Below are 11,735 nucleotides of genomic sequence, written 5' to 3' on the forward strand. Positions count from 1 at the left end.
TAGTTGAACCGCCGTATGCCGAACGGCACGTACGGTGGTGTGAGAGGGGCTAGAGGTTATCCCCTACTCGATGTTTTTAAGATTTAAAATCGTAGTCTTTCACCACTTCGATACTGTCGATTGTGATAGCAGTAGTTGGCTTGTCTTTTTCATCTTTTTCGGCTTTAGCAATCTTATCTACAACATCCATACCGTCAATCACTTGACCAAAGACTGGGTGTTTGCCATCTAGACTAGGGTTTCCCCCTTCTTTGTAGGCTTCGATGATTTTCTTTGGATACTTGCTTGTAGGGAGTTTAGCAGAGGTATCTGTAGAGTTTTGGTTGATGAAGAATTGGCTGCCATTGGTGTTTGGTTGACCAGTATTAGCCATAGAAAGAGCACCACGGATGTTATAGAGATAAGGAGTAATCTCGTTTTTGAAACCAGTTCCCTTGTCTTTAGTCTTATCCTTGTCATGCCAGATGGACTGACCACCTGTACCATCCCCTTTTGGATCTCCAGTTTGAACCATGAAGCCATCGATGACACGGTGGAAGGTAATGCCGTTATAGTAGCCTTCTTTGGCATGAGTGAGGAAGTTTTCAACCGCTAGAGGAGCGAGTTTAGGGAAGAGTTTGATACGGATATCTCCTTGACTTGTGTGTAGAATCACTTCAGCCTCGTCTTCAGCAACTTCTTTAGATAGTTGTGGGAAATTGGCGTTTTCGTTTGTTAAAGCATCGTTTAACTCCTTGGCAGATTGGGCAGCTACTTTGGAACTTTCTTCAGCAGCAAGACTGGAATCAACATAGTCATTACCACGCAGACTGCGTTGGATGCTACTACATCCAGCTAGGGCTATAGTTGATAGTAAAAGAAGGGTTGCTAGTTTTTTCATTATGATCCTCTCAAAAATTCATTTCTACCATTGTACCTTAAAAGGAAGGGGATTTCAAATGTTAGTGACAAGGTAATTTTAGAGAAAATCAACCAAAAAATCACTTGATTAAAGATTTTTCTTTGGATGACGGTCGATAATTCCCTTGTATTGTTCCAGTATCTGCTCCCCTTTGGAGTCAATTTGTAGCCACGAATCGAAAAGTGACTTGCTAATTCTTCTTCTGAAAAGTTGTCATGAAGGGCTTGGTCCAGATCGGCAGCCTTCATCTTAGATAGTCCTGCAATTCCCTTGCTTTTCAGAATATTCTTTTTCATTGTAGCATTCAGATGGTCAAGTGAGTCAAATGCAGTTTCAATGACAGTATAACCTTTTTCTACCAGAGTTTTAGATGCTTAGGGGTATCAATACCATAAGTGTACTCGAAGTATTTAGGAAACCAGGTTTCGGTGGTAAAAGTGCCAAACTGGATTCTCCAGAGTAGAATGATATCTCCTGCTAGTAAATCATCTGTTAATAATTCCATGTTTCTTTTGGGAACAGGCTTGGGATTTAGAAGCCAAGCATCCAAATCACGTTCAGGCGATATGGGTTTGAGTTGATGGTCTTTATAAAATGTTTCTAATACTCTTCGAAAATCAAATTCAAACTACGTCAGCTTTGCCTTGCCGTACTCAAGTACAGTCTGCGGCTAGCTTCCTAGTTTGCTCTTTGATTTTCATTGAGTATAAAATAGTATTCACTGATAGCCTCTTTCAAACATTTATTTCCTACTTCTAACAAATTTCTAAATGGTTTAAAAATTTTATAGTCTGTCAAGTTTTTTTCTTGACACCTGTCAGAAATCTGCTATAATAGAACATGTGCTAAATAGCTCAGCTATTTCACCGAAATAAAAAATAAGAAAAGAGACTTTAAAAATGGCAGTTAAAATCCGTTTGACTCGTATGGGTTCTAAGAAAAAACCTTTCTACCGTATTAACGTAGCAGATTCACGTTCACCACGTGACGGACGTTTCATCGAAACAGTTGGAACTTACAACCCACTTGTTGCTGAAAACCAAGTAACTTTGAAAGAAGACCGCGTTCTTGCATGGTTGGCTGATGGAGCTCAACCTTCAGATACAGTTCGCAACATCCTTTCAAAAGAAGGTGTATTGAAGAAATTCCACGATTCTAAATTCTCAAAATAAGTTTAAAGTAGGTTGACAGATGGATACGATTGAAAATCTCATTATTGCGATTGTGAAACCCTTGATTTCACAACCAGATGCCTTAACTATCAAGATTGAAGATACACCAGAGTTTTTGGAATATCATTTGGATCTTGATCAAAGCGATGTGGGTCGTGTAATTGGTCGTAAGGGTCGCACTATTTCTGCGATAAGAACGATTGTCTACTCTGTCCCAACTGAAGATAAAAAAGTAAGAATCGTTATTGACGAAAAATAAGAAGGGCGGGACGGATGTCTCGCTTTTTTTGCAAGGAGTAGGATATGAAGGATTTAACGTTTAGACAATTACAAGACTACTTATACTTAATGAAAATTAAAAAGCAAACTAGGAAGCTAGCCACAAGCTGTACTTGAGTATGGTAAGGCGATGCTGACGTGGTTTGAAGAGATTTTCGAAGAGTATTACTCGAACATTATCAGCAGTCTCGAACTGAGGAATGTCTCTTTATCAAGCTAGTGGAGGAAGTCGGAGAAGTAGCCGAAGTTTTGAACGGGCACTCTGGCCGAAAAGATGGGGTTCAAGACTTGAATGAGGAACTTGCTAAAGAACTGGCTGATATTATTTACTACACCGTCGCAATCGCGGCTATCAATGACATTGACTTAACAAATACCATCTTTGAGAAAGACAAAACTGCAGCCATTAAGTACCAACATGAACGTGATTTGGAAGGATTTTTGAAGGAATTCGAGAGTTGACATACTTTTTCTCTAACTTGAGAAAATCCCTAGAACGTGATAAAATAAAGGATAAGGATTTTTAATAATTCATTATACAGAATGAGTGGATTTCTTTATGAAGAGGATTGAAGTATCTACAGAAATTGGTAGTCTCTCTGTTACTTATCAAAAGCAAAAGAAAATGCTAATTTGTTTAAGTGGCGCAGGTTTGCTACCAAGTTATGAAAATTTTTCACTTATACTCGAAAAACTTCCTCCCACAATTGGTTATTTGACAATTGATTTTCCAAACACAGGTAGGAGTCCGATTCATGACCAAGCTGGAAAAAATCTGGATAATCTTGCAGATGCGGTTTATGAAGTACTTGAAGAATTGGCGATTTCTGAATATATACTTTGTGCACATAGTTTGAGTGGAATTTTAGCTTGCAAATTGCTCAACAAACCAATTAAGTGTCATGCTTTAGTAGCAATTGAACCGACAACTAAAAAAGTCATGTTTGCTGATTTTTCAGAAAATCCTTATCCAGAAATGGAAGAGCAGATGAGGCTGATTGAGGAGTGTGGTCCTGAACTTTATTTTAAGAACTTAACTCAAGCAACATTTAGCCCTGAAATTAATAAAGAAATCTGGGAAATAATGCAAGAAAAAGGGTCAGAATTGGAAAATCAAGATCCAGGATTTCAGATATCTGGAGAGATTACTGAGGAAGATTTTGAGAATTTATCTATAGAATCTTATATCCCTGTGTTTATTTTTTGTCAGGCTTATAGAGAAAAAGAGTACAGAGAATCAGAATATTGGACTTCCAATACTAAACTCATTTTAGGAGGGAATCACCATTATTTACAGTGGTCTGAATCCGAAAAAATTGCGACTATTATTCGAGAATTGTCAGAATAAGATGGAAAGAAGGAGAGTACAGGAGACAAGATGAACTACTTTAATGTTGGGAAAATCGTCAATACGCAAGGATTGCAGGGTGAGATGCGAGTCTTGTCTGTGACGGATTTTGCAGAAGAACGGTTTAAAAAAGGGGCTGAGCTGGCCTTGTTTGATGAAAAAGATCAGTTTGTTCAAACAGTGACCATTGCTAGCCACCGTAAACAGAAGAACTTTGACATTATTAAATTCAAAGATATGTACCATATCAACGCTATCGAAAAGTACAAGGGATACAGTCTCAAGGTTGCTGAGGAAGATTTAAATGACCTAGACGATGGTGAATTTTATTATCACGAGATTATCGGTTTGGAAGTCTATGAGGGTGATAATTTGATTGGAACCATCAAAGAAATTCTGCAACCAGGTGCCAACGATGTCTGGGTGGTCAAGCGAAAAGGCAAGCGTGATTTGTTATTGCCTTATATCCCACCAGTGGTTCTCAATGTTGATATTCCAAATAACCGCGTCGATGTGGAAATCTTAGAAGGGTTAGACGATGAAGATTGATATTTTAACCCTCTTTCCAGAGATGTTTTCTCCACTGGAGCACTCAATCGTTGGAAAGGCTCGAGAAAAAGGGCTCTTGGATATCCAGTATCATAATTTTCGAGAATATGCTGAAAAGGCCCGCCATGTCGACGATGAGCCCTACGGAGGCGGTCAGGGGATGTTGCTCCGAGCCCAACCCATTTTTGATGCCTTTGATGCTATTGAAAAGAAAAATCCGCGCGTTATTCTCCTCGATCCAGCTGGAAAGCAGTTTGATCAGGCTTATGCTGAGGATTTGGCCAAAGAAGAGGAACTGATCTTTATCTGTGGTCACTACGAGGGGTATGACGAGCGCATTAAGACCTTGGTGACAGATGAGATTTCCCTGGGTGACTATGTCTTGACTGGTGGAGAGTTGGCGGCTATGACCATGATTGATGCTACGGTACGCCTGATTCCAGAAGTGATTGGCAAGGAGTCTAGCCACCAAGATGATAGTTTTTCTTCAGGCCTTCTCGAATACCCTCAGTACACACGGCCCTATGATTATCGTGGTATGGTTGTGCCGGATATTCTGATGAGCGGGCACCATGAAAAGATTCGTCAGTGGCGACTGTATGAGAGTTTAAAGAAAACCTACGAGCGCAGACCGGATTTGCTTGAACATTATCAACTGACAGCAGAAGAAGAAAAAATGCTGGCAGAAATCAAAGAAAACAAAGAATAAAGGAGAAACCTATGCAAGTAATCAAACGTGATGGAGAAATTGCTGAATTTAATCCAGACAAGATTTACCAAGCTATCTTAAAGGCAGCCCAGACTGTCTATGTATTGACAGATGATTTACGTCAAAACCTTGCACAAGTCACTAAGAAAGTGGTTTTGGATTTGGAAGAAGCCAAGGTGGAACGTGCTACCATCAGCATGATTCAGTCTTTGGTTGAGCATCGTTTACTGGGTGCAGGTTACATTACCATTGCAGAACACTACATTTCCTATCGTCTACAACGTGACTTGGAAAGAAGTGGTTATGGAGACCATATCGCTGTTCATTTACATTTTGAACAAATTCGCTAAGAAAAAGAGTGGGATGAAGCAACTACATCTCACTCTTTCTTAAATCTATTTTTTTGGGCTGTTTGGACAGTTGAAGGGACAAATCGCAGGCGTTGAATATCGCTTATGCGGATAATACGGGTCACATTTTTGGCAAAATTTTTCACGATAATTTGCTGGCGTTGCTGATCGTATTTGATGATATCACCTGTAAAACTTGTCTCTGACAAGATAAGGTGAACAGCGGTTTGTTTCTGGATAGCCTCTTCAATAGTAGCCGTAAGGGAGTTGGTTTCAGTCTGGTCAGGTTGGTCATGTCCATTTAAAAAGTCATGTATTTTATCTAGAACTTGCTGGAATTTATGTCTCATACTGGCCTCCCTTCTTTTATATCAATATTATATAAAATTTTCCTAAAATCTACAAGATTTTACGAATAAACTAATGAAAGCTAAAAAAGGAGAAGAAAATGGCAGAATTTACATTTAAAATCGAAGAGCACTTGTTGACTCTTTCTGAAAACGAAAAAGGTTGGACCAAGGAAATCAACCGTGTGAGCTTTAATGGTGCTCCTGCAAAGTTTGATATTCGTGCTTGGAGCCCAGATCATACTAAAATGGGCAAAGGAATTACCCTCTCCAATGAAGAATTTCAAACCATGGTAGATGCCTTTAAAGGCATCTAATACTCAATGAAAATCAAAGAGCAAACTAGGAAGCTAGCCGTAGGCAGTACTTGAGTACGGCAAGGCGAAGCTGACATGGTTTGAATTTGATTTTCGAAGAGTATAAGTTTTCAAAATGAAAGAAAAGGATACTGAGTCATGACAACTCTATATCCTTTTTTAGTTAGCAAAGTAAGCTTGATTTTTAAGGCGTTGAAGTAATGGACGGCTAATAAAACTAATAGCAATAATTTTACCAAGATCTGGGATGATAAAGGGAAATACCCCCACAACAAGAGCTTTTTCAAATGGCATTCCAGCTAGGAAATGCAATCCAATAATCCCACCAACAAAGACAAGTGTATCTCCCAAGAGATTTGCTAGAAAAATTCTGACAAAACCACTATCACTGTTAGTTAGAGAAGAGGTGAGTCCAGAATAAACAAGATAAAACCAAAGATAGCCTGCAGTAGGACCAATCAAAGCATGAAATCCAGCTCCACCTCCTGCAAAGACAGGAAGACCGATAGCGCCTAGAAGAAGATAGAGTCCAACAGAAAGTACAGCCTCTCTCGGTCTAAAGACAGTAGCAATCAAGCCGATTGCAAAGTTCTGCAGAGTGAAGGGAACAGGTCCAATTGGAAGACTGATTTGTGCCAAAACAGCAATGAGAGCAGCCCCAATAGCAGGGATAGCATAAACGTGAGCTTTTTTCAAAATAGTTAACCTCTTTTCTTATGTATAGTAACTATTATACTTAAATTAATATCATTGTCAACCTGTTTTCATAATAAAGGTAACAAAAAACTGTAACAGCCGATTTGCTGACTAGGTAAGTTGTTTTCATCATTTCGTAAATCATCAAAAAAGAAGCAGATATCTTTGTATCAGCTTCTTTTATTTCGATTAACGCATGGTTACAAATTCTTCGGATGCAGTTGGGTGAATCGCCACAGTTGCATCAAAGTCTGCCTTGGTTGCTCCCATTTTGATAGCAACGGCAAATCCTTGAATCATTTCATCAACACCGTAGCCAATTCCATGAAGTCCGACAACTTTTTCTTCTGAACCAGCTGTTATCAGTTTGAAACGGGATTCTTGTCTATTGCTAGTAACGGCAGAGTACATAGATGCAAAGCTTGATTTGTAAACCTTGATTTGGTCTTGACCATATTCTTTGATAGCTTGTTCTTCTGTCAATCCCACAGTTCCTATAGCAGGGTGTGAAAAGACAACAGTTGGAATAGTTGAGTAGTCCATTTTAGCAGTTGTTTTGTCGTTAAAGAGACGTTCAGACAAAGTACGTCCAGCCTTGATAGCAACTGGAGTCAGTTCTTTTTCACCTGTTACATCACCTAGAGCGTAGATTCCCTCAACAACAGTATTTTGGTATTCATCCACTTGGATAAAGCCACGTTCGTTCAGAGTTACTCCAGCTTTTTCAAGTTGCAAACCCTTAACATTTGGACGGCGACCTGTAGCCCAGATAACTTGGCTAGCTGTGTGACTAGTACCATCTTCGAAATGAATGGTAATGCCTTCAGCAGTTTTTTCTAACTTGACAGGGACTTTGTGAGTATGAAGTGGCAAGTTTGTTCTTTCCATTTCCTTGACCAAACCTTCAACGATGTAAGAATCAAAACCACGTAAAGGACGATCGCGGCGAACAAAGAGGTCTGTCTTGACACCAAAAGTGTGGAGAACGCCAGCCAATTCAACGGCAATATAACCCGCGCCTAAAATAGCAACTGACTCTGGAAATTCTTCCCAGGCAAATACATCATCAGAAGAGCCACCTAGTTCAGCACCAGGAATATTTGGAATACTTGGATGGGCACCAGTAGCAATCACGATATGTTTAGCACGAATCAGTTCACCATTTACGCTGACAGTATGAGAATCTACAAATTCAGCATGGCCTTCAATCAGGTCTACGCCGTTGCGTTTAAAACTGCCATCATAAGAAGAACGAGCGCGATCGATGTAGGCTTCACGATTGCGACGTAGGGTTGCAAAGTCAAAGTTTAGATTAGTAGTCTTAAAGCCATAGTCTTCTCCAAATTGATGGAAAGTCTCAGCGATTTGTGCCCCGTACCACATGATTTTTTTAGGAACACAACCGACGTTGACACAGGTTCCACCTAATTTATTTTCCTCAATAACGGCCGCTTTGGCTCCGTGTTCACCAGCACGGTTCATGGTAGCAATTCCTCCGCTACCTCCACCGATAGCAATGATATCATATTCTCTCATTGAAAACTCCTTTGTACTCTTTTAAATAGTAGAGTGTCATTTTTTGATAGTCATATTCTATCTTTTTTTTGATTTGATTGCAAAAATCTGCTACGTTCAAAAAATTAAAGAAAAGGCTTGCAAAAAAGAAAAATAAAGTGTATGATATATCTAGTACAATAACTAAACAAAAAATCCGAACAATAAGTGAATCCTGAAATGTCATTATTTCGTTCTAAAATGTTATTGTTTATATTTGGGAATTTTTGTATAATATTGTTAAGGACTTTAAATCAAAAAAGGAGTTTCATTATGAAAAAGAATGGTAAAGCTAAAAAGTGGCAATTGTATGCAGCAATTGGTGCTGCCAGTGTAGTTGTATTGGGGGCTGGGGGCATTTTGCTCTTTAGACAACCTTCTCAGACTGCTGTAAAAGATGAGGCTACTCATCTTGTTGTTGCTAAGGAAGGAAGCGTGGCATCCTCTGTTTTATTGTCAGGGACAGTAACAGCAAAAAATGAACAATATGTTTATTTTGATGCTAGTAAGGGAGATTTAGATGAAATCCTTGTTTCTGTGGGTGATAAGGTTAGTGAAGGGCAGGCTTTAGTCAAGTACAGTAGTTCAGAAGCCCAGGCTGCCTATGATTCAGCTAGTCGAGCAGTAGCTAAGGCAGATCGTCATATCAATGAACTCAATCAAGCACGAAATGAAGCCGCTTCAGCTCCGGCTCCACAGTTACCAGTGTCAGCAGGAGGAGAAGGTGCTGCAGCCCAAACTCCAGCTCCAGTCTCAGGAAATTCAGTTTCATCTATTGATGCACAACTGGGTGATGCTCGTGATGCCCGTGCAGATGCAGCAGCGCAATTAAGCAAGGCTCAAAGTCAGTTGGATGCAACGACTGTTCTCAGTACCCTAGAAGGAACTGTAGTCGAAGTCAACCGCAATGTTTCAAAATCTCCAACAGGAGCTAGCCAGGTGATGGTTCATATTGTAAGCAATGAAAACTTACAAGTTAAGGGCGAACTATCTGAATACAACCTTGCCAACCTATCTGTAGGACAAGAAGTAACCTTCACTTCTAAAGTTTATCGAGATAAGAGCTGGACTGGTAAGATTAGCTATATCTCCGACTACCCTAAAAACAATGGCGAAGCAGCAAGTGCAACTCCTGCCACAGCAGCTGGTAATTCTGGTTCTAAATATCCATATACCATTGATGTTACAAGTGAAATTGGTGATTTGAAACAAGGATTTTCAGTAAGTGTTGAGGTCAAGAATAAGAGTAAAGCCATTTTGGTTCCTCTAACAAGTGTTGTGACTGAAAATGATAAGAACTATGTCTGGGTGCTTGACGAGCAGAAAAAGGCCAAGAAAGTGGAAGTTGGTTTGGGTAATGCTGATGCAGACAACCAAGAAATCACTTCAGGTCTGACAAATGGAGTCAAGGTCATCAGTAACCCAACGTCTTCTCTAGAGGAAGGAAAAGAGGTGAAGGCTGATGAAGCAACTAATTAGTCTAAAAAATATCTGCAGAAGTTACCGTAATGGTGACCAAGAACTGCAGGTTCTCAAAAATATCAACCTAGAAGTGAATGAGGGTGAATTTGTTGCTATCATGGGACCATCTGGTTCTGGTAAGTCTACTCTCATGAATACGATTGGCATGTTGGATACACCAAGCAGTGGCGAATATTATCTTGAAGGCCAAGAAGTAGCTGGACTAGGTGAAAAACAATTAGCCAAGGTCCGCAACCAACAAATCGGATTTGTCTTTCAACAGTTCTTTCTCCTATCTAAACTCAATGCTCTACAAAATGTAGAATTGCCCTTGATTTACGCAGGAGTTTCATCTTCAAAACGTCGCAAGTTAGCCGAGGAATATTTAGATAAGGTTGAATTGACAGAACGTAGTCACCATTTACCTTCAGAATTATCTGGAGGTCAAAAGCAACGTGTAGCTATTGCGCGTGCCTTGGTAAACAATCCTTCTATTATCCTAGCAGACGAACCGACAGGAGCCTTGGATACCAAAACAGGGAACCAAATTATGCAACTATTGGTTGACTTGAACAAAGAAGGAAAAACTATTATCATGGTAACGCATGAGCCTGAAATAGCTGCTTATGCCAAACGTCAGATTGTCATTCGAGATGGAGTTATTTCATCTGATAGTGCTCAGTTAGAAAAGGAGGAAAACTAAGATGCAGAATCTGAAATTTGCCTTTTCATCTATCATGGCTCATAAGATGCGTTCTTTGCTTACCATGATTGGGATTATCATCGGTGTTTCATCCGTTGTTGTGATTATGGCTCTGGGAGATTCTATGTCTCGACAGCTCAATAAAAACATGACCAGATCTCAGAAGAATATCAGTGTCTTTTTCTCTTCTAAAAAAAGTAAAGATGGGTCTTTTACTCAGAAACAATCAGCTTTTACGATTTCTGGAAAAGAAGAGGAAGTTCATGTTGAACCACCAAAACCGCAAGAATCTTGGGTCAAGGAGGCAGCCAAACTCAAGGGAGTGGATAATTACTATGTAACCAACTCAACGAACGCCATCTTGACTTATAAAGATAAAAAGGTTGAAAATGCCAATTTGACAGGTGGAAACAGAACTTATATGGAGGCTGTTAACAATGAAATTCTTGCAGGTCGTAGTCTGAGAGAACAAGATTTCAAAGAATTTGCAAGTGTCATTTTGCTTGATGAAGAATTATCCATTAGTCTATTTGGATCTCCTCAAGAGGCTATTAACAAGGTTGTGGAAGTCAATGGTTTTAGTTATCGAGTCATTGGTGTTTATACTAGCCCAGAATCTAAAAATTCAAAAATGTATGGTCTTGGTGGCTTGCCTATTACCACAAATATCTCCCTTGCTGCGAATTTTAATGTAGATGAAATTGCTAATATTGTCTTTCGAGTGAATGACACAAGCTTGACTCAAACTCTGGGGCCAGAATTAGCACGAAAAATGACAGAGCTTGCTGGCTTGCAACAGGGAGAATATCAAGTAGCAGATGAGTCAGCTGTATTTGCAGAAGTTCAACAATCGTTTAGTTTTATGACGACGATTATTAGTGCCATCGCAGGAATTTCTCTCTTTGTTGGAGGAACTGGTGTTATGAATATCATGCTGGTTTCAGTAACAGAGCGTACCCGTGAGATTGGTCTCCGTAAGGCTTTGGGTGCAACTCGTGCCAATATTTTAATCCAGTTTTTGATTGAATCCATGATTTTGACCTTGTTAGGTGGATTAATTGGTTTGACAATTGCAAGTGGTTTAACTGCCTTAGCAGGTTTGCTATTGCAAGGTTTGATTGCGGGTATAGAAGTTGGAGTATCAATTCCAGTTGCCCTATTTAGTCTTGCAGTTTCGGCTAGCGTGGGTATAGTTTTTGGGGTCTTGCCAGCCAACAAGGCATCGAAGCTTGATCCAATTGAAGCTCTTCGTTATGAATAAGATCAACAAGATGGACACTCGTCTATCTTGTTTTTGTAGTACGACGGGCATGTCGTACATCTGAGGTGTAAGTCCTCCGTGGGCACCC

Annotated in this window: 15 protein-coding genes and 1 pseudogene; 11 read left to right on the forward strand and 5 right to left on the reverse strand. The window is 39.8% G+C overall.

The features are described from left to right. Positions 1 to 76: 76 nt before the first annotated feature. Both RYL77_RS08115 and RYL77_RS08120 read right to left on the reverse strand, forming a co-directional pair. On the reverse strand, positions 77 to 880 hold the full coding sequence (locus RYL77_RS08115) for a peptidylprolyl isomerase (protein ID WP_315010914.1): 804 nt from the start codon (positions 878 to 880) through the stop codon (positions 77 to 79). After that, positions 880 to 1,197, reverse strand: coding sequence for a hypothetical protein (locus tag RYL77_RS08120; protein ID WP_315010915.1), 318 nt, complete (start codon positions 1,195 to 1,197; stop codon positions 880 to 882). The genes RYL77_RS08115 and RYL77_RS08120 overlap by 1 nt, the downstream gene beginning before the upstream one ends. 603 nt (positions 1,198 to 1,800) lie before the next feature. On the opposite strand from RYL77_RS08120, the gene rpsP reads away from it, so the two are divergent. The 7 genes and pseudogenes from rpsP to RYL77_RS08155 all read left to right on the forward strand — a co-directional run bounded on the left by rpsP (position 1,801) and on the right by RYL77_RS08155 (position 5,308). Further along, on the forward strand, positions 1,801 to 2,073 hold the full coding sequence (rpsP, locus tag RYL77_RS08125; protein WP_000268760.1) for a 30S ribosomal protein S16: 273 nt from the start codon (positions 1,801 to 1,803) through the stop codon (positions 2,071 to 2,073). 19 nt (positions 2,074 to 2,092) lie between these two features. Next, the gene (gene kphA, locus RYL77_RS08130; RefSeq protein WP_000379617.1) at positions 2,093 to 2,332 is read left to right on the forward strand and encodes an RNA-binding protein KphA; all 240 of its coding nucleotides are present in this window, start codon (positions 2,093 to 2,095) and stop codon (positions 2,330 to 2,332) included. 182 nt (positions 2,333 to 2,514) lie between these two features. Then, a pseudogene (locus RYL77_RS08135) lies at positions 2,515 to 2,814 on the forward strand (MazG nucleotide pyrophosphohydrolase domain-containing protein); the annotation flags it as partial. A 97-nt stretch (positions 2,815 to 2,911) separates the two neighbouring features. Beyond that, on the forward strand, positions 2,912 to 3,700 hold the full coding sequence (locus tag RYL77_RS08140; protein ID WP_315010916.1) for an alpha/beta hydrolase: 789 nt from the start codon (positions 2,912 to 2,914) through the stop codon (positions 3,698 to 3,700). A gap of 30 nt (positions 3,701 to 3,730) precedes the next feature. Continuing rightward, positions 3,731 to 4,249 (forward strand): ribosome maturation factor RimM, encoded by a 519-nt coding sequence (rimM, locus tag RYL77_RS08145; protein ID WP_001105892.1) that lies wholly within the window; start codon positions 3,731 to 3,733, stop codon positions 4,247 to 4,249. Next, on the forward strand, positions 4,239 to 4,958 hold the full coding sequence (gene trmD / locus RYL77_RS08150; protein WP_315010917.1) for a tRNA (guanosine(37)-N1)-methyltransferase TrmD: 720 nt from the start codon (positions 4,239 to 4,241) through the stop codon (positions 4,956 to 4,958). Before rimM ends, trmD begins: the two co-directional genes overlap by 11 nt. A gap of 11 nt (positions 4,959 to 4,969) precedes the next feature. Beyond that, positions 4,970 to 5,308 carry an ATP cone domain-containing protein gene (locus tag RYL77_RS08155; protein WP_001196038.1) on the forward strand — a complete coding sequence of 113 codons (339 nt, stop codon included), beginning with the start codon at positions 4,970 to 4,972 and terminating at the stop codon, positions 5,306 to 5,308. A gap of 29 nt (positions 5,309 to 5,337) precedes the next feature. Here RYL77_RS08155 and RYL77_RS08160 read toward each other — a convergent pair whose 3' ends face one another. After that, the gene (locus tag RYL77_RS08160; protein ID WP_084888448.1) at positions 5,338 to 5,658 is read right to left on the reverse strand and encodes a hypothetical protein; all 321 of its coding nucleotides are present in this window, start codon (positions 5,656 to 5,658) and stop codon (positions 5,338 to 5,340) included. Between the two features lie 98 nt (positions 5,659 to 5,756). On the opposite strand from RYL77_RS08160, the gene RYL77_RS08165 reads away from it, so the two are divergent. Next, positions 5,757 to 5,972: a YdbC family protein gene (locus tag RYL77_RS08165; RefSeq protein ID WP_315010918.1), complete on the forward strand. Its 216-nt coding sequence runs from the start codon at positions 5,757 to 5,759 to the stop codon at positions 5,970 to 5,972. A 159-nt stretch (positions 5,973 to 6,131) separates the two neighbouring features. Here RYL77_RS08165 and RYL77_RS08170 read toward each other — a convergent pair whose 3' ends face one another. Both RYL77_RS08170 and gor read right to left on the reverse strand, forming a co-directional pair. After that, positions 6,132 to 6,668, reverse strand: coding sequence for a biotin transporter BioY (locus RYL77_RS08170; protein WP_020901479.1), 537 nt, complete (start codon positions 6,666 to 6,668; stop codon positions 6,132 to 6,134). 189 nt (positions 6,669 to 6,857) lie between these two features. After that, complete coding sequence (gor, locus tag RYL77_RS08175; RefSeq protein ID WP_315010919.1) at positions 6,858 to 8,204, reverse strand: glutathione-disulfide reductase; 1,347 nt, start codon at positions 8,202 to 8,204, stop codon at positions 6,858 to 6,860. 288 nt (positions 8,205 to 8,492) lie between these two features. Between gor and RYL77_RS08180 the strand changes: the two genes are divergently transcribed. Genes RYL77_RS08180 through RYL77_RS08190 form a run of 3 tightly spaced genes read left to right on the forward strand, consistent with a single transcriptional unit; the run spans position 8,493 to position 11,647 of the window. Then, positions 8,493 to 9,701, forward strand: a complete 1,209-nt coding sequence (locus tag RYL77_RS08180) for an efflux RND transporter periplasmic adaptor subunit (protein WP_315010921.1) — start codon at positions 8,493 to 8,495, stop codon at positions 9,699 to 9,701. Continuing rightward, a complete protein-coding gene (locus RYL77_RS08185) occupies positions 9,685 to 10,386 on the forward strand; it encodes an ABC transporter ATP-binding protein (protein ID WP_000811470.1) in 702 nt (233 codons plus the stop codon). The genes RYL77_RS08180 and RYL77_RS08185 overlap by 17 nt, the downstream gene beginning before the upstream one ends. A gap of 1 nt (position 10,387) precedes the next feature. Then, positions 10,388 to 11,647: an ABC transporter permease gene (locus RYL77_RS08190; protein WP_315010920.1), complete on the forward strand. Its 1,260-nt coding sequence runs from the start codon at positions 10,388 to 10,390 to the stop codon at positions 11,645 to 11,647. Positions 11,648 to 11,735: the final 88 nt, after the last annotated feature.

Origin of the sequence: uncultured Streptococcus sp., from assembly GCF_963516515.1 — a bacterium.
Taxonomy (GTDB): Bacteria; Bacillota; Bacilli; order Lactobacillales; family Streptococcaceae; genus Streptococcus.